Source organism: Microvirga lupini, assembly GCF_014191055.1.
Lineage (GTDB): Bacteria > Pseudomonadota > Alphaproteobacteria > Rhizobiales > Beijerinckiaceae > Microvirga > Microvirga lupini_A.
The window spans coordinates 71,308-91,890 of sequence record NZ_JACHWB010000005.1; the positions used below are offsets into that span (position 1 = coordinate 71,308).

A 20,583-nucleotide genomic window follows, 5' to 3' on the forward strand; every position below is an offset into this window, starting at 1 on the left:
TTGTCGAAAAAAATTTCGATTCGGGCGAGCATCGGACCAAAAGGTGGCCTGCAATTTTTTGAATCCATCCGATGCTCCTCCCTCTATGGCGCATCGCTTGACGCGGAAAACCGGACTCCACTTTTCCGCACGATGCGCTAGAGAGTCGCCGCAATGCCGGTGACGAGGGGCGAAATCCGCAGTGGCGTCCCAAGGCTCTGCGTCAGTTCCCCATCGGCACCGCGCTCGACCTTCACGAGGCGAGGCATGCCCTCGACGGTCAGCGCTCCCACGAGGCGCCCTCCAGGTCCCAGGAGCGGCATCAGGGCTTCGGGAAGCTCAGGGCGCGCGCCATTCAGCAGAATACGATCGAACCGGTCCCGCACCCGTGTGGCAAGCCCGTCGCCCACCTCCAGACGAACCTTGCCCGCCTCTACGATCTTGAGGTGCTGGGCGGCCGCCGCCGCCAGGGTGTTGAAGCGCTCGACGCTCGTCACCTCGGCCCCGAGCCGCGCCAGGAGCGCCGTCACGTAGCCGCTGCCTGTGCCGACCTCCAGCACGCGCTGGCCGGGCTGCACGCCCAGCGCCAGCAGCATGGCGGCCACGGTCGCAGGGCCGGTCATCGTCTGGCCGCAGGGCAGAGGCAGGGCGACGTCGGTACGAGCGAGATCGGTGAAGCGGCGCGGGGCGAAGACCTCGCGCGGCACCAACTCCATGGCCCGCAGGAGGGCCGTGTCGCGGATGCCTTTCGCCCGCAACGATAGGATGAACGACGCGGCCCCGATCGCCGCCTGCTCGCCACGGGCATCATCCACCTCTGGCAAGTACGGCAGATCACGATTCATCGCGCCAGTACCCTCATCAGCCGAAGGCCTGCGCGTAGCGGGTGAGGGTCGGCTCGTCGGTCATGTCGATGCGCAATGGCGTGACGGCGATGCGCCGGTTGGCGATGGCCCAGAGATCGGTGCCGTTGCCGGGCGTGAAGGGACGACGCTCGAAGGCGATCCAGAAGTAAGGGTTGCCACGCCCGTCCCGGCGCTCGTCGAGCCGCAGAAGCTCCTGCGTGCGCTGGCCCTGATTGACGAGAGCCGTCCCCTCGACGTCCTCCGGCTCGCAATCCGGGAAGTTCACGTTGACCAAGATGCCCTTGTCCACACCAGCTTCGAGGATCTTACGCACCACCTTGGGGCCGTGATGCTCGGCGCATTGCCAGCGCGGCGCATCGCGCGTGGTGGGGCCGTAGGCCTGGGAGAGCGCGATGGAGGGAACACCGAGGATCGTGCCCTCGATGGCGCCCGCCACCGTGCCGGAATAGGTCACGTCCTCGGCCACGTTCTGCCCGCGATTCACGCCGGAGAGCACGAGATCGGGCTTGGCGTCCTGCATGAGGTGGCGCACGCCCATGATCACGCAATCCGTCGGCGTGCCCCTGACGGCGAAGTGCCGGCTGGAGATCTCGCGCAGGCGCAGCGGATCGTTGAGCGAGAGCGAGTGGGCGACGCCGCTCTGATCCGTCTCGGGCGCCACGACCCACACGTCGTCCGACAGCGCGCGGGCGATGGCCTCTAGGGTCTTCAGCCCCGGTGCATGAATGCCGTCGTCGTTGGTGCAGAGAATGCGCATGTTCTAAGCCTGACGCTCGATACGGGTGAGACCGCCCATATAGGATTGCAGCACAGACGGGATCGTGACGCTGCCGTCCTCGTTCTGGTAGTTCTCCAGCACCGCCACGAGGGTGCGACCGACCGCAAGCCCTGAGCCGTTGAGCGTGTGCACGAAGCGCGGCTGCTTCTCGCCGGCGGCGCGGTAGCGGGCGTTCATGCGCCGGGCCTGGAAATCCGAGCAGACCGAGCAGCTCGAAATCTCGCGATAAGCCCCCTGCCCCGGCAGCCAAACCTCGATGTCGTAAGTCTTGGTCGAGGCGAAGCCCATGTCTCCCGTGCAGAGCGTCATGGTGCGGAACGGCAACTCCAGCTTCTTCAGCACGTTCTCGGCGCTGGTCAGCATGCGCTCGTGCTCGTCGGCGGAAGTCTCAGGCGTGGTGATCGAGACGAGCTCGCATTTCACGAACTGATGCTGGCGGATCATGCCGCGCGTATCGCGACCGGCGGAGCCCGCCTCGGCGCGGAAGCTCGGGGTGAGCGCGGTGAAGCGCAGCGGCAGTTCCTCCTCTGAGAGAATCTGCTCGCGCACGAGATTCGTGAGCGTCACCTCGGCGGTCGGAATCATGCCGTAGCGGGTGTCCTTGATCATCTTGGCGACGGCATCGCGTGGCTGGCCTTCGAGAGCAGCTTGCATGACCTGTTCGAGCGAATTGCCCGGGAAGGCCCAGAACTGATCGTCCTCGAACTTCGGCAACTGCGCCGTGCCGAACATGACGTCGTCGCGCACCAGCAGCGGCGGGTTCACTTCCGTGTAGCCATGCTCGTTGACGTGCAGGTCGATCATGAACTGGCCGAGTGCGCGCTCCAGGCGCGCGAGCCCAGCCTTGAGCACGACAAAGCGCGAACCGGAGAGTTTCGCGGCCGTCTCGAAATCCATCAGGCCGAGGGCTTCGCCGATCTCGAAATGCTGCTTGGCGCTGTTCGACATGCGCGGCATGCCGACCCGGTGACGCTCCACGTTGCCGTGCTCGTCGGCTCCAACGGGCACGTCCGGCTTCGGGATGTTGGGAATGGCGGCAAGCGCATCGAACAGGGCCTTCTCGGCGACGCGCTCGGCCTCTTCCAGCTCGGGCATCGTCTCCTTGATCCGGCCCACCTCGGCCATCAGCTCACTCGCCCGCGCCTCGTCCTTTTTGGCCTTGGCCTGGCCGATCTCCTTGGACATGGCATTGCGGCGCTCGGTAGCGGCCTGCAGGGCCGAGATGGCGCTCTTGCGCTGGTCGTCGAGGGCGATCAGCTGCGCGGACAAGGGCTCCATGCCCCGGTTCCGGAGGCCTTGGTCGAAAGCCGCGGGATTCTCGCGGATGGAACGGATGTCGTGCATGGGATGAGGACCTGCTTCGTCAGGCGGCCCGCCTTTTCGACAAAGCCGCCCCTTCAACTCGTGCCGAGGGTGGCGGCTGGTGTTTAGAGCCCGCAGGCCCTACTCCTCTGCCGCGCGCGCGGCCTCGGCTTCCGCACGCTTCTTCTCGACCATACGGACAGAGAAGATGGATGCCTCGTAAAGAAGCAAGGTGGGGACCGCAAGGGCGAACTGGCTGATCACGTCGGGCGGGGTGAGAACCGCGGCAATCACGAACACGATGACGATGGCGTAACGGCGTTTGTCCTTCAGAAACTGCGAATCGATGATCCCTGCCCGAGCCAACAGGGTCAGGATCACCGGGAGCTGGAAGCAGACGCCGAAGGCGAAGATCAAGGTCATGATCAGCGACAGGTACTCGCTGACCTTCGGCAGGAACTCGATGGAGGGGCTGGAGTCCGTCGCCAGCTGCTGCATGCCCACGGAGAAGCGCATGAGCAGCGGCATGGCAATGAAGTAGACGCAGGCCGCGCCGATCGTGAAGAGAACCGGCGTTGCAAACAGGTACGGGACGAAGGCTCGGCGCTCGTTCTTGTAGAGGCCCGGCGCCACGAACTTGTAGATCTGAATGGCGATGACCGGGAAGGCCAGGAAGCCCGCACCGAAGGCTGCGACCTGGATCTGGGTGAACAGATATTCCAGGCCGTGGGTATAGACGAGATGGGCCTTCTCAGGCGAGCCGACGGCGAGCACGTAAGGCCAGACCAGGGCGTTGTAGATGTATTTCGCGCCGGCAAAGCAGACGAAGAACAGCACCACGAAGGCGACCAGCGCCTTGATGAGGCGCGAGCGCAGTTCGGTCAGATGCTCGATCAGAGGCGCGCGCGAAGCCTCGACCTCGTCCTGTTCAACGGCAGTGGTCATCCGACTTTCGCGTCCGGTTTTTCTGACAATTGTGCAGCAAGTGCAGCCTGCTGGGCTTCGTATTCTGCTTCCCGTCGCAGGGACTCGGCGATCTCCGTTGCCGGATCGACGGCTGGCGGAAGCGGCAGGTCGACGAGCGGATCGGCGGGCGCCGGCTCCCGCCCCTCGACCACGGCCTGCACCGAAGCGTCGGAAGGCGCTTGAGCGATCTCCGGGGCATCCTCCGAAGTGCTCGCAGGCTCGGGCGCTTTCTCCGGGGTTGCAACAGGCGCCTCGATGGAGGTCTTCAGCTCATCCCGGATCGTCTGGATCGGGTTGAAGCTCGTGTTGAGCGATGGAACGGACTCGTTCACGCTCTGGAGCTGCTTCTTGACCTCGTCGAGTTCGGCTTCCCGCATGGCCTCGTTGAACTGGCCCTGGAACTCCGACGCCATGCGGCGGACCTTGGCGGTCATCTGCCCAACAGTCCGCAGGGCCTTCGGCAGATCCTTCGGGCCGATCACGATCAGCGCGACGGCGCCGATCACCATGATCTCACCCCAGCTCATGTCCAACATGACGTGGCCTCGAACCTGCCTTTAGGTACTCACGCGTACTGAATCCACCGCATGAAGCGGCGGCTGACGAAAGCTTAGCCGACCTTGTGATCCGTCGTGACGGTCGTGGTGGTCGTGCCGTTCTGATGATCGATGGTCCGGACCGGCTCGGAGGGCTGAACCGGCTTTGCCGGAGTGTCGTCCTCGGACATCCCCTTCTTGAAGGCTTTGATGCCCTTTGCGACATCGCCCATCATGTCGGAGATCTTGCCGCGTCCGAACAGCAGGACAACGATCAGACCTACAACGATCCAGTGCCAAATACTCGTGCCACCCATGGCAATCCTCCTGCGCCCCGTAGGGCGCGGCGTTTCAGATTAGGAACTCGCCGTCAACCTATGCGTCGGACGCGGCGAAAACAAGGACATCCTTCGTATCGACATCGATGCCCACATCCTGCCCTTCCTTCACGTCCACAGGATCGTGAACACGGGCCTGGAGCGGACGGTCGACGCCCTGCACGTCGATATGGACCAGATCGACCTCCCCGAGGAACCGGCGCGAGACCACCCGTCCAGGCAGGCAGAAGCCCGCCGGCCGCAGTCTCACCCCCTGCGGACGCACGCAGACGATGGCAGGGCCATCCGCCAGATGCGGCGCCGGAAAGACGCCGACCGGACAACTTACCTGGCCATTGCGAACCACGCCCTCAAGCTCGTTGAAGTCGCAGAAGAACCGGGCCGCGAAGAGGTTTTCCGGCCGCCGGTAGATCTCCTCGGCCTCGCCCTGCTGGATGATCCGGCCTGCCCGCATCAAAACGATCCGGTCGGCGATCCGCATCGCCTCCTCCGGGTCGTGGGTCACAACAATGGTCGTAGCGCCGGTTTCTCTCAGAATTGCGACGGTCTCGTCGCGGATCGCATCGCGCATGCGCCGGTCGAGGTTGGAGAAGGGCTCGTCCATGAGCAGCACGCCGGGACGGGGCGCGATGGAGCGGGCCAGCGCCACCCGCTGCTGCTCGCCGCCCGACAGGGTGTGCGGGTACTCGTTGGCGTAATGCTCCAGGCCGACGCGGGACAGGGCCCGGCGGGCCGCGACCCCGGCCTCGGAGGCCGAGAGATCTTTTAGGCCGAACATGATGTTCTGCAGAATCGTCATGTGCGGGAACAGGGCATAATCCTGGAACATCAGCCCGATGCCGCGCTTCTCGGGCTCCAAAAAGGTCTTGGGCCCGCTCGCCTCCATGCCGTCCATGAGCACCCGGCCGGAGGTTGGAGCCTCCACGCCAGCCGCAATGCGCAGCAGGGTCGTCTTCCCGCAGCCGGAATGGCCGAGCAGACAGACGATCTCCCCTGGCTCGATGGTGAGCGAGACCCCGTCGAGGGCACGCTGGCTGCCATAGACCTGGACGATGTTCTCAAAAGTCAGCTGGGCCGGGATCGAAGCGCCCGCTGTGCCACGCTGGCCCCAGCGGGGCAAACGGAACCGGTCGCGGGCGAGGCCGGCGGGCCTGTCGGTCATTCCTCGCCGGCCTCGGTCTGGTGCATGTCCAGAGGCTGCAGGAGATCGTCCTCGAGAGGGTCCTCATCCTCGCGCAGGGCATCGGCATCGGACGGGACCGGCACCGAGAAGTCGGACGGAACACGACCCTCGATGAAGCCCGCGCCCTTCAACTCCTCGAGGCCCGGCAGATCCTCGATGGCGTCGAGGCCGAAATGCTCCAGGAAGGCCGGCGTCGTGCCGTAGGTGACCGGGCGCCCGGGCGCCTTCCTGCGGCCGCGCAGGCGGATCCAACCCGTCTCCAGGAGCGTGTCGATGGTACCCTTCGAGGTGGCGACACCGCGGATCTCCTCGATCTCGGCCCGGGTCACCGGCTGGTGATAGGCGATGATGGCCAGCGTCTCCATGGCGGCGCGGGAGAGCCTGCGCTGCTCGACCACGTCGCGGGCGAGCACGAAGGACAGATCGCTCGCCGTGCGGAACGTCCATTTGCCGGCCACCCTGACGAGATTGACGCCCCGCAGGGCATAAAGCTCGGTGAGGTCCTGAAGGATCTTCTCCACATCGGCGCCTTCCGGCAGGCGGCCGCCCAGTTCCTGGGCGCTCAAAGGCGCAGCGGCAGCGAACAGAAGCGCCTCGGCGATGCGCATGGCCTCGCCATGGTCGGGCACGTGACTGACCTCGGGGGCAACGTCGTCCATGGTCTCGGGGGCTTCGTCCTGCATGTCGGGCAGCATCCTAAACTCCTGCCTCGGCCGGATCGGCGACGGGTTTGACCCAGACCGGTGCGAAGGCCTCGTCCTGGCGGACCGTGAGCTTGCCCTCGCGCACCATCTCCAGGGTGGCGGAGAGAGCCGAGGCCAGAACGGTCGGGCGCATGGCGGGCTCGACCATGTATTCCACAAGATAGGTGTCGAGGGTCACCCAATCGTTCAGGTGACCGACCAGACGCTCCAAGGCCTCGCGGGCCTCGACCAGGGACCAAACATTGCGCTTGTGCAGGGAAACCCTGGCGTTGAACTGGATCTGCCGCTGCTGGGCATAGGCTTTGAGCAGATCGTAGAGGCTCGCCTCGTAGTGAGAATCCCGGTTGATGATGACCGGCTCCGGGGCGCCGCGGGCAAACACGTCGCGGCCGAGCCAGGCGCGCTCGCCCATCCTCTTCGCCGCCTCACGGATGGCCTCCAGGCGGCGCAGGCGCAGGGCCAAGGCCGAGGCGAGATCCTCGGCGCTCGGCTCCTCGCCCTTAGGCGGCTCGGGCAGCAGGAGACGGGACTTGAGATAGGCCAGCCACGCCGCCATCACGAGGTAATCGGCCGCAAGCTCCAGGCGCATGCGTCGCGCCGCCTCGATGAAGGTGATGTACTGCTCGGCCAGAGCCAGGATCGAGATCCGGTGAAGGTCGACCTTCTGGCGACGAGCCAGTTCGAGCAGAAGATCGAGCGGCCCTTCGAACCCGTCCACGTCGACGAGCAGAGCGGGCTCGCTTTCAGCCCGCTCGGTGCGCTCAACATCCTCGAAGGGTAAGGGGTTCGCCATGATCGTACTCAACTCACAGAGTTCGAAGCTTCATTAGCTTTACGCGATCATCGCAAGAGCAGAATCGAGCCGCGCCCGGGCATCCACAGGATCCAGAGGCTCCGGATCGTGGGTGATGCGCGCTAACGCAGCGTTAGCGCGGCGCAGGGCATCGCCCTCCAGGACGGGAGCGGCCTCGGCCACTGCGCTCATCTCCTCCATTTGACCATTGCAGTGCAGGGCCATGTCGCAGCCGGCCGCGAAGGCGGCTTCGGTTCGCCCCCGGAACGATCCTGAAAGGGCGTGCATGGAGAGGTCATCGGTCATGACCAGCCCGTCATAGCCGAGATAGTCGCGGATGATCTCCTCCATGACGATGCGGGAGGTGGTGGCGGGGTTCTCCGGGTCGAGAGCCGTGTAGACCACGTGGGCCGTCATCGCGAGCGGCATGTCGGTGAGCATCCGGAAGGGCGCGAAATCGTGCCGCTCCAGCTCCTCGCGGGAGGCCTCGACCACGGGGAGCGCCAGATGGCTGTCGGCCCCAGCCCGGCCGTGGCCCGGCATGTGCTTGACCACCGGCAGCACGCCGCCGGCCAGCAGGCCCTCGGCGGCAGCGCGGCCGAGCACGGCCACCTGAGCGGGCGTCCTGCCATAGGCCCGGTCGCCGATCACGTCGTGAGCGCCCGGCGACGGCACGTCGAGAACGGGCAGGCAATCCACGGTCACGCCGACGGATCGCAGATCGTGGGCGATCAGCCGCGCTCCGAGCCGGGTGATCTCCCGTTGGACGAGAGGATCGTTGGCGTGCAGCTGCCCATAGGTGCGTCCGGACGGGTATTTCGACCAATGCGGCGGTCCCATGCGCTGAACCCGGCCGCCCTCCTGATCGATGAGGATCGGGGCATCGGTTCGTCCGATCGTATCCCTCAAGGAAGCGCAGAGCGCCCTCACCTGCTCAGGGCTGCCCACATTGCGGCGGAACAGGATGAAGCCCCAGGGCTGCGCTTCCCGGAAGAAGGCAGCCTCGTCGGGAGTGAGCTCAAGGCCGGAGCATCCAGCAATAAAGGCGCGGGTGGTCATACCCGCGCCTTACGTCCCCTGCTCGGCAGGGTCAAGAAATCTTGGTTGCCAAGCTTGTTCAGTTCCAAACTTCTTCAGTTCTTGGCCACGAAGCACTGGCCGCCCTGGCCTTGGAGCTTGGAGCAGAGCGACGAGGCCTCCTCCTTGGCCATGGGCCCGACACGGACGCGATAGACCGTGCTGCCGTTCACCTCAGCCTTGCGGATCATCCCGGGCACGCCTCCGAGATCGGCATATTTGCGCTGGGCCGAGGCGAGGACCGACTGCGCGGCCGCCTCAGAGCCGGCGGTGCCGAGCTGCACGGCGAAGCCGCCGGTCGGGGTGGTTTCCGCAGCCGCCGGGGCAACCGGCTGGACTGAGGCGACCTGCTGCGGCGCCGGGGTGCTGGAAGGCGTCGCTGCGGCCGGAGCGGGCTTGGGGGTCGGGGCTGGCGTGGCGGGAGCCGCCACCGGGGTGCTGGCAACCGGCCGGGGCTGTGCCGCCGGAATTTGAGCCGAAGCCGTGTGAACCGGAGCAGGCTGGGCCTGCGGCGGCAGGGTCATGGCCGCCGGAGCCATGGGCTGGGGAGCCGGTGCCTCGCCGGCGACGGTTCCGTCGGGACGGATCGTGACGGTGCGGACCTTCTTCGGCTCGCCGAGGTTCAGGCTGGCGGTATGCTGCGGCTTGCCCGATGCACCGATGGCGCCGCCGGTGGCGTCCGCCACGGCATTGCCGTTCATGCGCACGGCCTGCTGCACGTCGACGGGCTGCTCCTCGCGATTGACCACCTTGGTGGCGCCGTCCTGGCTGGCGCGCTCGTAGATCTGCTTGTTCTGGTTCGGGATCTCGACCCCGCCCGGATTCTGCGGCTGCACCTTGGTGGGCTCGTTGTTCGCCTTGATCAACGGCGGCTCGCCGCCCGTGATCGAGGACGAGCCCGAGGCCAGATAGGCTCCGCCGCCGCCGAGCACCAGAGCGCCGATCACGGCCGCGATGGCAACAGGCCCCTTCCGCGAGCGGGTCTTCTCCACCGGCGGATACTGGAGGCGGTCGGCGTCGTCATAGCCCTGGTCGGGATACTGGGCAGCCTGATCCGAGTAATAGTCCTGAGCATAGGCTTCGTTGCCGTACGAGTCCTGCTCGTCATAGGCTTGGCCCTGATGGACAGGCTGATGGGCATAGGGCGGCTCGGAGGCTCGAGCGTGATCATACCCGCCCTGACCATAAGACTGCTGGGCCTGACCTGCGTGAGGCGCACGAACCGGGACCTCGCGGGTCATGGGCGTCACAGTGTCGCGGACGGCAAAAAGGTCGTCGACCGATGCGGTCTGCTGGCGGGGGCGCGACGAGCCGTCATTGGCTAAAATCGATTGAAAAGGATCGTCCTGCCCCACAATGCGGGCCAATTCCGCCAGCGGATCGTTCCGCGAGGCAGAGGCCTGATGGCTCTGCGGGGAGCCCGCCTGGGCGAGTTGCCTCTCGATCTCGTTGAGGTCGATGGCAAAACGGGGCTTCACTGATTCGCTCATGCGCCGGATCTCCAGTTACGCGACAGGAGCACCAACTGCTCCGCAGGCACGACGCGACAGGACCCGACGCGAAACCTCCTAAGCGCTTGATCCGCCTCAGGAAACACTATCGCATTTCGTCGGGTGCCGTAACGCCCAGGATTGCGAGACCAGATGCGAGCACACCCTTCAGGGCATGCACGAGAGCGAGCCTCGCCTGTGTTGAATCTTTATCAGTTAGATTAACAAAGCGTAATTGCGGCAAGTCTTTGCCCTTATTCCATAAGCTATGGAAGGCGCTGGCGAGATCATAGAGGTAAAAAGCCACCCGATGCGGCTCATGTGCTTCCGCCGCCGCCTCGATAACCCTCGGGAACTGGGCGATGCGGTGGATGATGTCCATTTCCGCTTCGTCACCCAGAATCGACAGGTCGGCCCTCTCAAGCTGAGCCGCCGAGAAATCCGCGCCCGGGAACGCCTCGGCCGCCTGCCGGAACACGGAGGCGCAGCGGGCATGGGCGTATTGGACGTAGAAGACCGGGTTGTCCTTGGACTGCTCGACCACCTTGGCGAGGTCGAAATCCAGGGTCGCGTCGTTCTTGCGGAAGATCATCATGAAGCGGGTGGCGTCCCGGCCCACCTCGTCGACTACCTCGCGCAGGGTCACGAAGTCGCCCGAGCGCTTCGACATCTTCACCGGCTCGCCGCCGCGCAGCAGCTTCACCAGCTGGCAGAGCTTCACGTCGAGGTCCGCCTGATTGTCGGAAACGGCCTTCACGGCCGCCTGCATGCGCTTCACGTAGCCGCCGTGGTCCGCACCCCAGACGTCGATCATGGAGGCGAAGCCGCGCTCGAACTTGGAGCGGTGATAGGCGATGTCGGAGGCGAAATAGGTGTAGGAGCCGTCGGACTTCAGCAGCGGACGGTCCACCTCGTCGCCGAAGGCGGTGGCGCGGAACAGGAGCTGCTCGCGGTCCTCCCAATCCTCGTCCTTCTGCCCCTTGGGCGGCGGCAGGCGGCCCATATAGACGAGGTCGCGCGAGCGCAGCCCCTCAATCAGCGCCTTGACCTGATCCTCGGCGCCGAGTTGCAGGGAGCGCTCGGAGAAGAACACGTCGTGGTGGATGTTGAGCACTGCGAGATCGTTGCGGATCATCTCCATCATGGCGTTGATGGACGCCTCGCGCACGAGCGGCAGCCACTCTTCTTCCGGTTTGTCGAGCAGGCTCTGGCCATGCTCCTTGGCGAGCAATTCGCCGACGGGCTTCAGGTAATCCCCCGGATAGAGTCCCTCCGGGATCTCGCCGATTGCCTCACCCAGGGCCTCCTTGTAGCGGAGATAGGCCGAGCGGGCGAGCACATCGACCTGCGCGCCGGCATCGTTGATGTAGTACTCGCGGGTGACCTTGTAGCCGGCGAAGTCGAGCAGCCCGGCGAGCGCGTCGCCGAACACGGCGCCACGGCAATGGCCCACATGCATGGGGCCGGTCGGGTTCGCCGAGACATATTCCACGTTTACGGGGGTGCCCGCCCCCTGGTCGCTCCGGCCGAAGCCGCTGGCGTCGACCACGGCTGCGCGCAGCACCTCGTGCAGCACGTCGGCGTTCAGGCGGATGTTGATGAACCCGGGGCCGGCGATCTCGACCTTGGTGACGCGTGGATCGTCCTGGAGATCGGCGACGAGCAGCTCGGCCAGGGCACGCGGGTTCATGCGCGCTTCCTTGGCCAGCACCATGGCGGCGTTCGTGGCGAGGTCGCCATGGGAGGGATCGCGCGGCGGCTCGACCACGACGCGGCTGAAATCCAGCTCCGATGGAATCTTCCCCGCCGCGGCCAACCGGCCAAGCGCATCTGCAACCCGCTTTTCGAACAGCCCGAAAATGTTCATGGTACTCTTCTCAACTGGGCGCAACGGCCCGACCACAGCCGGAAAACGCTTCCTGAGCCCTCATCCTGAGGAGGCCGTCAGGCCGTCTCAAGGTCCCGGACATATTGTCCGGGCGCGAGGGCGTCTCCAGTGCTCGCTGGACCCTCCTTCGAGACGCAGCTTACAGCTGCTCCTCAGGATGAGGGTTGCGTTTCAAGGCTCTAAAATGACTGAGCCGCGCCTAACGCAAGTCCGGCGTCACGTCAAACAGGCGCCGGTGTTCGAGGATCGCATAGCGGTCCGTCATGCCGGCGATGTAGTCCGCAACCCTTCGCGCCAAGCGGGGCTCGTCCTCCCTCGGCAGGTCGGCTCGCCATTCCTCCGGCATGAGTTCCGGCTCGGCCTTGAAGCGGCGGAACAGGTCCCGGAGCACGTCGTCGGCCTGGGCCCGGACCCGCATCACGTCCGGGTGGCGATACATGCGGGCATAGAGGAAGCGCTTGATCGAGGCGTCCGCCTCCACCATGGCCTTCGAGAAGCAGACCATCGTGCTCCCCGCCTGCCGGATGTCGCCCGCGCTCTGCGGCGCCAGGGCCGCGATCCTCTGCTCGCCCTCCCTCACCACATCCTCGACGAAGCGGGTGATGACACGTCGGGTGAGCTCGTGGATGCGGCGGGACAGGTCGAGATTGGGATAGCGGCTCTCGATCTCGGCCAGGAGCTCGGCGAGGAACGGCACCTCGCGCAGGTCCTCGATCCGGAACAGCCCGGCCCTCAGGCCATCGTCGATGTCATGGGCATCGTAGGCGATGTCGTCGGCGATGGCCGCGGCTTGAGCCTCGCCGCCGGCATGGGTGGCGAGTTCCAGGTCCTGCTGGGCGTTGTATTCGAGGATCGCCAGCGGCACGCCTCGGGCGACGTAGCGCAGGGTCGGCTTTCCTTCGGCATCAAGGAGCGGGCCGTTGTGCTTGACCAAGCCCTCCAGGGTCTCCCAGGTGAGGTTCAGGCCATCGTATTCCGCATAGCGGCGCTCCAGGCGGGTCACCACCCGCAGGGCCTGGGCATTGTGGTCAAAGCCACCGAAACCCGCCATGCACTCGTCGAGCGTATCCTCGCCCGTATGACCGAAGGGCGTGTGGCCGAGGTCGTGGGAGAGCGCCAGCGCCTCGGCCAGATCCTCGTCGAGGCCCAGGGAGCGGGCGAGCGCGCGGGCGATCTGGCTCACCTCGATGGTGTGGGTCAGGCGTGTCCGGAAATGGTCGCCCTCGTGATAGACGAAGACCTGCGTCTTGTGCTTGAGCCGGCGAAAGGCCGAGGAATGGATGATCCGGTCCCGGTCGCGCTGAAATTCGCTGCGGGTCGGGGACACCGCCTCAGGGAAGAGCCGGCCGCGGCTTCCCCACGGGTTGCAGGCATAAGGGGCTCGCCATCTCTCGCCAAAGGGCCGCACACATATCCCCGGGTTGAAGCCTTGTCAGGGCGCACTTACCTTGCTCTTAACACTTAGCGCAAGAATTGCGTCCTTCGATGGACTGGAAGTGACCATGACCGGTATCACCCTGACTGAGCGCGCGGCCCGCCGCATCAACGAGATCATGGCCTCGGAGCCGGACGGTTCCCACTTGAGAATCAGCGTCAATGGCGGCGGCTGCTCGGGTTTCCAGTATGCCTTCGACGTGGACCGTACCCGGCAGGACGACGATCTCGTGATCGAAAAGGACGGGGCCAAAGTGGTCGTGGACGAGGTGTCGATCCAGTACATGGACGGCTCGGTGATCGACTTCGTGGACGACCTGATCGGGCAATCGTTCAAGATCGAGAATCCCCATGCCACCGCTTCCTGCGGCTGCGGAACCTCGTTCTCGCTGTAAAACCATTACGTAACAGACCGATCTCCCCCAGCGGACATTTATAGGCTAAAGGATGCCGGCTCTGATTGGGCCTGCTTTGGGGGATCACATGCGACTTCGTTACCGCGCGGGCATCTGCGCGCTTGCTCTGATGGCAGGCTCGGCTGCTCTGCAGCTCGAACCGGCCGTGGTTCGCAACCTGGTCTCCGGTCACGCAGACCGGCACGTCTCCGTCGAGGCGATCCGGGTCCCGCTCTGGAGCGCGGCTTTCGCGCAATCCGCCGACAGCTTCAGCCTGGACAATGCGCGCTTCACCTGGGGCGACTTCACCTATGAGGCCAAGCGGATCGACTTTTCGGGTGTGACCGTCTCCCGCAGCGAAATCGAATCGCTGTTCTCGTCCGCCTCCGAGCCGCTGGCCGACCGCCTGATGCGGGTCGGCGCCAAGCAGGTCACGTCTCCCGAAATCAAGGTGACGCAGAAGATCGGCAAGGAGACGCAGACGATCTTCTACAGGAACGTCACCCTGAACGATGTCGTCCAAGGACAGGTCGCAAAGGCCGTTATCGGAACCATGGCGGTCGAAACGCCCGGCGGGAAGGGCAACCTGCTGTTCAGCTATGGCCGGACCACCATCAGCGATCTTAACACCCCGGCTTTCGTGAGGCTCTACGAGACGAAGGACGAGTCCGCCTCCGCGCCGATGACCAGGATCTATAGTGACTTCACGATCGAAAACCTCGACGTGGTCGATAATGCTGAGAACGTTTCGGTGCAGATCGCCCGGCTGAACGGCCGGGACGTCATGGCCCGGCCGACCAAGGATTCCTGGGGCGGCGCCATGTCGTTCCTGACCGAGATGGGCGGCAAGGAGAACCTGTCGCCTGAGGAAGAGACCCGCCTCACCACCGCGATGGTCGATATCCTGGGGGCCTTTGACATCGGCTTCATGGAAGCGGCCGACATTCGGATCAAGGCCACGCCTAAAAAGGCCGCCGCAGCGAAGGACCGGAAATCCAAAGATCAGAATTCACTCGTGGCTGGCCGCATCGACCGGATTGCCTTTACCGGCGGCACGGGAGGCCAGCCGGCGGAAACCCGCCTGGAAGGGCTGGAGATCGGCGATCAGGACGGTCGCGCGAAAATCGGCACGATCAGCCTGACCGGCTTCTCCTTCACGCCGATGCTGAACGGCCTGAAAGCGCTTCAGGGCAAGCGGATCGACGAGCTTGACCAGGAGGCGCTTCGCACGCTCATTCCGACGCTGGGCACCCTGCGCCTGTCGGGCATCGATGTGGATGTGCCGAACAAGACCGGTGAAAAGAAGACCGACCGGGTGAATTTCTCGCTCAAGGATTTCGAGCTGACGGCGGACAAGCCTCTGAACGGCCTTCCCACGAACATCCGGATCGAACAGCGCAACCTCGTCATAACGCTGCCTTCGAACAGCACGGACGATCTTGCCAAGCAACTCACGGCCTTGGGCTACAAGACGCTCGACTCGTCCTTCCTGGTCGCCGCCACCTGGAACGAGACGGCGAATGAGATTGCCCTCAAGGAGGTGTCCGTTCAGGGGCAGGACATGGGCAGCCTTTCGCTGACGGGCACCATTGGCAATGTCACCAGGGACCTCTTCAGTGCGGACGAAGCCACAGCCGCTGCCGCGCTGATCGGCGCCAAGGCGAAATCGGCCGACATCGTGGTCGAGGACAAGGGCCTGCTCGGGCGCTACCTGGCCCAAGCCGCCAAGGATCAGAAGACCACGCCCGAGGCACTGCGGACGATCTATGCGAGCGCCGCGCCGTTCGTGGTGTCAGCCATGATGGGCAATTCGGAACAGGCCAGCACCTTGGGCCAGGCCATCGGTCGCTTCATCGCCAAGCCCGGCAAGCTCACGATCAACGCTCAGCCCAAGAACCCGTCCGGCTTCGGCGTGATGGATGCCATGATGGCGTCCGACCCGAAGGAAGCGCTGGCGAAGCTGAACATCTCCGCGAAGGTGGAGTAGGCCGGCTGGCATTCTGACACTCGCCTCATCCTGAGGAGCAGCGCAGCTGCGTCAAGGAGGTTCCAGAAAGCACTGGATGATCCTTCGAGACGGTCGCTGACGCGACCTCCTCAGGATGAGGGCTCAGATAACCTTCAACAGTCTCAAATCAGCATCGGCTGATCCTGCTCGGCGGCCTGCGCCTCGACGACCGCGATGGCCGTGAGGTTGACGATGCCGCGGGCCGTCACGGACGGCGTCAGGATATGGGCGGGCTTGGCCGGGCCGATGAGGATCGGGCCGACGGGCAGCGAATCCGCCAAGATCTTGGTGAACTGGAACGCGATGTTGGCCGCGTCCAGGTTCGGCATGATCAGCACGTTCGCCTCGCCGGTCAGGCGCGAGTGCGGGTTCACCCGCTCGCGGAGCATCTCGGAGAGGGCCGTGTCCGCCTGCATCTCGCCGTCGACCTCGAGGTCCGGCGCACGCTCGGTGATGCAGGCCAGCGCCTCGCGCATCTTGAGCGCCGAGCGGCTGTCGGCGGCGCCGAAATCCGAATGCGACAGCAGCGCGATCTTGGGCTCCATGCCGAAGCGGCGCACATGGCTCGCGCAGGCGATCGTCATGTCGGCGAGCTGCTCGGCGGTCGGGTCGATCTGCACATGCGTGTCGGCCAGAAAGTAGGCGCCCTTCGAGGTGATGACCAGCGACAGGGCCGCCAGCTCGTTCACGCCGGGAGCGAGCCCGATGATGTCCTTTATGTGCTTGACGCGCGACTGGAAGCGGCCTTCGAGGCCGCAGATCAGCGCGTCCGCATCCCCTCGCCTCACGGCCAGCGCACCGATCACCGTGGAGTTGGTGCGCACCAGGGTTCGGGCTGCGTCCGGCGTGATGCCCTTGCGGCCCGCCGCCTCCACGTAGGTGGCGACGTAATCGCGGTAGCGCGGATCGTCCTCCGGGTTCACCAGCTCGAAGTGCCGGCCGATCTCCATGGAGAGACCGAAGCGCTTCATGCGGGCTTCGACCACGTTGGGACGGCCGATCAGGATCGGCTTGGCGAGGCCCTCCTCGACGATGACCTGCACGGCCCGCAGCACGCGCTCGTCCTCGCCCTCGGCGTAGATGACACGCTTCGGGGCAGCCTTCGCCTGCGAGAACAGCGGCTTCATGATGAAGCCGGAGCGGAACACGAAACGGCCGAGCGACTCGGCATAGGCCTCCAGATCCTCAAGCGGCCGCGTGGCGACGCCGGAATCCATCGCGGCCTTCGCGACGGCGGGCGCGATGCGCAGGATCAGGCGCGGATCGAACGGGCTCGGGATCAGGGACTTGCGCCCGAAGGGATGCGCCTCGCCGCCATAGGCGCGCGCCACCACTTCGGAAGGCGCCTCGCGGGCAAGACCCGCGATCGCCTTCACGGCCGCGGCCTTCATCTCCTCGTTGATCGTGGTCGCACCCACATCGAGCGCGCCGCGGAAGATGTAGGGGAAGCACAGGACGTTGTTGACCTGGTTCGGATAGTCCGAACGCCCGGTGCAGATCATCGCATCGGGACGGGCAGCCTCGGCCTCTTCCGGCATGATCTCAGGATAGGGATTGGCGAGCGCCATGATCAGCGGGCGCGGCGCCATCTGGGCCAGCAGCTCGGGCTTGAGAACGCCGCCGGCGGAGAGACCGAGGAACACGTCGGCGTCCGGGATCACGTCGGCCAGAGTCCGCGCATCCGTCTTCTGCGCATAGACCGACTTCCAACGGTCCATGAGCTCGTTGCGGCCCTCGTGGACCACGCCCTTGATGTCCGTGACCCAGATGTTCTCGCGCTTGGCGCCGAGCGACACCAGCAGGTTGAGGCACGCAAGCGCGGCGGCGCCGGCGCCTGAGGTGACAATCTTCACCTCCTCGATGCGCTTGCCGGCCAATTCCAGCGCGTTCGTCACCGCCGCGCCGACGATGATGGCCGTGCCGTGCTGGTCGTCGTGGAAGACCGGGATGCCCATGCGGGCCTTCAACCGCTCCTCGACCTCGAAGCATTCCGGCGCCTTGATGTCCTCAAGGTTGATGCCGCCGAACGTGGGCTCGAGGGCTGCGATCACCTCGACGAGCTTGTCCACGTTGGTCTCGGCCACCTCGATGTCGAACACGTCGATGCCGGAGAACTTCTTGAACAGGACCGCCTTGCCTTCCATCACGGGCTTGGAGGCGAGCGGGCCGATATCGCCGAGGCCGAGCACGGCCGTGCCGTTGGAGATCACGGCCACGAGGTTCTGGCGCGACGTGAGATTGGCGGCTTGCGCCGGATCGGCCGCGATGGCCTCGCAGGGGGCGGCGACGCCGGGGGAATAGGCCAGCGCCAGGTCGCGCTGGTTGCCGAGGGGCTTGGTCGGCTGGATCTCGAGCTTACCGGGGCGCGGATGCTGATGGTAGAACATCGCTCCCGATTTCAGATCCTGCGAGATGTTCTCTGCCATCCCCAACGCTCCTTGCACCAAACGTATGACTCAGGACCTTGTGAGCGCCCTGCCCTTCGCCGTCAACGTTCTTCTCTATCGGTTCGGAAAGTCGAGGGGGCGCAAGACAGGATCGCCAATGCTCGTCCCACCACGTCATCCCCGGACTTGTTCCGGGAATCCACGCTTTTCCTTTCCGCCTCTTCAGCGTCATCCTGAGGAGCGGACGCAGTCTGCGTCTCGAAGGAGGATCCAGAGAGCGCTGGAGCCTCCTTCGAGACGGTCGCTGCGCGACCTCCTCAGGATGAGGGTCGAGGGAGACGAAATGGCCGGAAAACGTGGATGGCCGGCACAAGGCCGGCCATGACGGAAAGGTTCACCCGATGGAGCGACCCGATCGTTTCTGAACGGGTCTTACTTCTCCGGCAGGTTCAGCCGGATGTGCAGCTCGCGCAGCTGCTTGGGCATCACCTCGGAGGGGGCGCCGAGGAGCAGGTCTTCGGCCTTCTGGTTCATGGGGAACAGCGTGATCTCGCGCAGGTTCTGCGCGCCGCAGAGCAGCATCACGATGCGGTCGACGCCGGCCGCCATGCCGCCGTGGGGCGGTGCGCCGTACTGGAACGCGCGGTACATGCCGCCGAACCGCTCCATGACCTCCTTCTCGCCGTAGCCGGCGATCTCGAACGCCTTCACCATCCGGTCGGGACGGTGGTTGCGGATCGAGCCCGAGGCCATCTCGTAGCCGTTGCAGACCATGTCGTACTGGAAAGCCGTGATCTTGAGGATCTTGTCCTTGTCGGACGGATCGAGCGCCATGAAGGCGTCGTGGTCGTAATCTGCCATGGAGAACGGGTTATGCGAGAAGTCGATCTTCTTCTCGTCCTCGTTCCACTCGTATTGCGGGAAGTCGACGATCCAGCAGAACTCGTAGCGGTCCTTGTCGATGAGGCCGAGCTCGTCGCCGATACGGGTGCGCGCCTTGCCGGCAAGCGACGCAGCCTTGTCCTCAGAGCCTGCCGAGAAGAACACCGCATCGCCCGCCTTGATACCGGCCTTCTCGCGGATGGCGGCCTGGGCGGCTTCCGGGATGAACTTGGCAATGGGGCCTTTGCCGGTGATCTGGCCGCCCTCTTCCTCGAACACGATGTAGCCGAGGCCCGGCGCGCCTTCCGTGCGGGCCCAGTCGTTGAGCTTGTCGAAGAAGGAGCGCGGCTGCGAGGCAGCACCCGTCGCGGGAATCGCACGCACGACGCCGCCCGACTTGATCACGTTCTTGAACGCGTTGAAGGTCACGTCCTCGCGGGTGAACACCTCGGACACGTCGGCGATGATGAGCGGGTTGCGCAGGTCCGGCTTGTCGTTGCCGTATTTCAGCATGGACTCGAAATACGGGATGCGCGGGAACGTCTCCGTCACCGGCTTGCCGTCCGCGAATTCCTTGAAGGTGTCGCGGATCACCGGCTCCATGGTCTGGAACACGTCTTCCTGGGTGACGAAGCTCATCTCCACGTCGAGCTGGTAGAACTCGCCCGGCAGGCGGTCGGCGCGCGGGTCCTCGTCGCGGAAGCAGGGGGCGAGCTGGAAGTACCGGTCGAAGCCGGAGATCATGATCAGCTGCTTGAACTGCTGCGGGGCCTGCGGCAGCGCATAGAACTTGCCGGGATGGATGCGCGACGGCACCAGGAAGTCGCGCGCGCCCTCAGGGCTGGAGGCGGTCAGGATCGGCGTCGTGAACTCGAAGAAGCCGCTCTGCTGCATGCGGGAGCGCAAGCTGTTGATGATCGCGCCGCGCTTCATGATGTTGGCGTGCAGCTTCTCGCGGCGCAGGTCGAGATACCGATAGGTAAGACGGGTCTCCTCCGGGTAGTCCTGGTCGCCGAAGACCGGCATCGGCAGCTCGGCCGCTGGACCCAGGACCTCGATATCGGTGATGTAGACCTCGATCATGCCGGTGGGCAGCTCGGCGTTCTCGGTGCCGGCCGGGCGCTTGCGCACCTTGCCGTCCACCCGGATCACCCATTCGGACCGGGCCGTCTCGGCCATCTTGAAGGCCGGGGAATCGGGATCGATCACGCATTGCGTCATGCCGTAATGATCGCGCAGGTCGATGAACAGCACGCCGCCATGGTCGCGGATGCGGTGGCACCAGCCGGACAGGCGGGCGACCCCGCCGACATCGGATTCGCGGAGCGCGCCGCAGGTGTGGGAACGGTAACGGTGCATGGAGGCGGACATGGACAAAAGCCTGCTGGTTCGGTTTGAGGCGCAACATCCATGGGAGGCCGGGGAAGTCAAGGCGGAAGGCTGAAATCGAGCCTGTGCGGGAGCGCTCCCTCCCCTGATCGGGGTGGCGGCTGTGGGCTTTGTCCTGGCTCGTCTCGGGCTGCTTTAAGGGAAGCGCGGGAGGCAAGGCGGCTTCGCTGCACTCCGGTGGAGCGGGC

The 20,583-nt window shown here is 65.2% G+C and carries 17 protein-coding genes; 2 read left to right on the forward strand and 15 right to left on the reverse strand.

Annotation, left to right across the window (positions count from 1 at the left end; translation table 11 throughout):
- Nucleotides 1–137 precede the first annotated feature (137 nt).
- The 13 genes from FHR70_RS17820 to FHR70_RS17880 form a co-directional block, all read right to left on the reverse strand.
- The gene (locus tag FHR70_RS17820) at nt 138–824 is read right to left on the reverse strand and encodes a protein-L-isoaspartate O-methyltransferase family protein (protein ID WP_183452666.1); all 687 of its coding nucleotides are present in this window, start codon (nt 822–824) and stop codon (nt 138–140) included.
- Nucleotides 825–840: 16 nt separating this feature from the next.
- Complete coding sequence (surE, locus tag FHR70_RS17825) at nt 841–1,602, reverse strand: 5'/3'-nucleotidase SurE (RefSeq protein WP_183452668.1); 762 nt, start codon at nt 1,600–1,602, stop codon at nt 841–843.
- 3 nt (nt 1,603–1,605) lie between these two features.
- Nucleotides 1,606–2,967: a serine--tRNA ligase gene (gene serS / locus FHR70_RS17830; RefSeq protein WP_183452670.1), complete on the reverse strand. Its 1,362-nt coding sequence runs from the start codon at nt 2,965–2,967 to the stop codon at nt 1,606–1,608.
- Between the two features lie 99 nt (nt 2,968–3,066).
- Entirely contained in the window at nt 3,067–3,870 is an 804-nt protein-coding gene (tatC, locus tag FHR70_RS17835) for a twin-arginine translocase subunit TatC (protein ID WP_183452672.1), read from the reverse strand.
- Entirely contained in the window at nt 3,867–4,427 is a 561-nt protein-coding gene (gene tatB / locus FHR70_RS17840; protein WP_183452674.1) for a Sec-independent protein translocase protein TatB, read from the reverse strand. Before tatB ends, tatC begins: the two co-directional genes overlap by 4 nt.
- Nucleotides 4,428–4,501: 74 nt before the next feature.
- Nucleotides 4,502–4,744 (reverse strand): twin-arginine translocase TatA/TatE family subunit, encoded by a 243-nt coding sequence (locus tag FHR70_RS17845; protein ID WP_181052297.1) that lies wholly within the window; start codon nt 4,742–4,744, stop codon nt 4,502–4,504.
- Between the two features lie 58 nt (nt 4,745–4,802).
- On the reverse strand, nt 4,803–5,927 hold the full coding sequence (locus FHR70_RS17850) for an ABC transporter ATP-binding protein (RefSeq protein WP_183452676.1): 1,125 nt from the start codon (nt 5,925–5,927) through the stop codon (nt 4,803–4,805).
- Nucleotides 5,924–6,643, reverse strand: coding sequence for an SMC-Scp complex subunit ScpB (scpB, locus tag FHR70_RS17855; protein ID WP_210277692.1), 720 nt, complete (start codon nt 6,641–6,643; stop codon nt 5,924–5,926). The genes FHR70_RS17850 and scpB overlap by 4 nt, the downstream gene beginning before the upstream one ends.
- Nucleotide 6,644: 1 nt before the next feature.
- Nucleotides 6,645–7,445 (reverse strand): segregation and condensation protein A, encoded by an 801-nt coding sequence (locus tag FHR70_RS17860; protein WP_183452678.1) that lies wholly within the window; start codon nt 7,443–7,445, stop codon nt 6,645–6,647.
- Between the two features lie 39 nt (nt 7,446–7,484).
- Nucleotides 7,485–8,504: a beta-N-acetylhexosaminidase gene (nagZ, locus tag FHR70_RS17865; RefSeq protein WP_183452680.1), complete on the reverse strand. Its 1,020-nt coding sequence runs from the start codon at nt 8,502–8,504 to the stop codon at nt 7,485–7,487.
- Nucleotides 8,505–8,578: 74 nt separating this feature from the next.
- Nucleotides 8,579–10,012, reverse strand: a complete 1,434-nt coding sequence (locus FHR70_RS17870) for an SPOR domain-containing protein (RefSeq protein WP_183452682.1) — start codon at nt 10,010–10,012, stop codon at nt 8,579–8,581.
- Nucleotides 10,013–10,118: 106 nt separating this feature from the next.
- Nucleotides 10,119–11,879 (reverse strand): arginine--tRNA ligase, encoded by a 1,761-nt coding sequence (argS, locus tag FHR70_RS17875; protein WP_183452685.1) that lies wholly within the window; start codon nt 11,877–11,879, stop codon nt 10,119–10,121.
- Nucleotides 11,880–12,099: 220 nt separating this feature from the next.
- Entirely contained in the window at nt 12,100–13,314 is a 1,215-nt protein-coding gene (locus FHR70_RS17880; protein WP_183453038.1) for a deoxyguanosinetriphosphate triphosphohydrolase, read from the reverse strand.
- An 88-nt stretch (nt 13,315–13,402) separates the two neighbouring features.
- Between FHR70_RS17880 and erpA the strand changes: the two genes are divergently transcribed.
- A complete protein-coding gene (gene erpA, locus FHR70_RS17885) occupies nt 13,403–13,729 on the forward strand; it encodes an iron-sulfur cluster insertion protein ErpA (protein WP_183452687.1) in 327 nt (108 codons plus the stop codon).
- Between the two features lie 88 nt (nt 13,730–13,817).
- Nucleotides 13,818–15,716 carry a hypothetical protein gene (locus tag FHR70_RS17890; RefSeq protein ID WP_183452689.1) on the forward strand — a complete coding sequence of 633 codons (1,899 nt, stop codon included), beginning with the start codon at nt 13,818–13,820 and terminating at the stop codon, nt 15,714–15,716.
- Nucleotides 15,717–15,859: 143 nt separating this feature from the next.
- Here FHR70_RS17890 and FHR70_RS17895 read toward each other — a convergent pair whose 3' ends face one another.
- Nucleotides 15,860–18,163 carry an NADP-dependent malic enzyme gene (locus FHR70_RS17895; protein WP_183452692.1) on the reverse strand — a complete coding sequence of 768 codons (2,304 nt, stop codon included), beginning with the start codon at nt 18,161–18,163 and terminating at the stop codon, nt 15,860–15,862.
- Between the two features lie 393 nt (nt 18,164–18,556).
- Complete coding sequence (aspS, locus tag FHR70_RS17900; protein ID WP_183453040.1) at nt 18,557–20,365, reverse strand: aspartate--tRNA ligase; 1,809 nt, start codon at nt 20,363–20,365, stop codon at nt 18,557–18,559.
- Between the last annotated feature and the right edge of the window lie 218 nt (nt 20,366–20,583).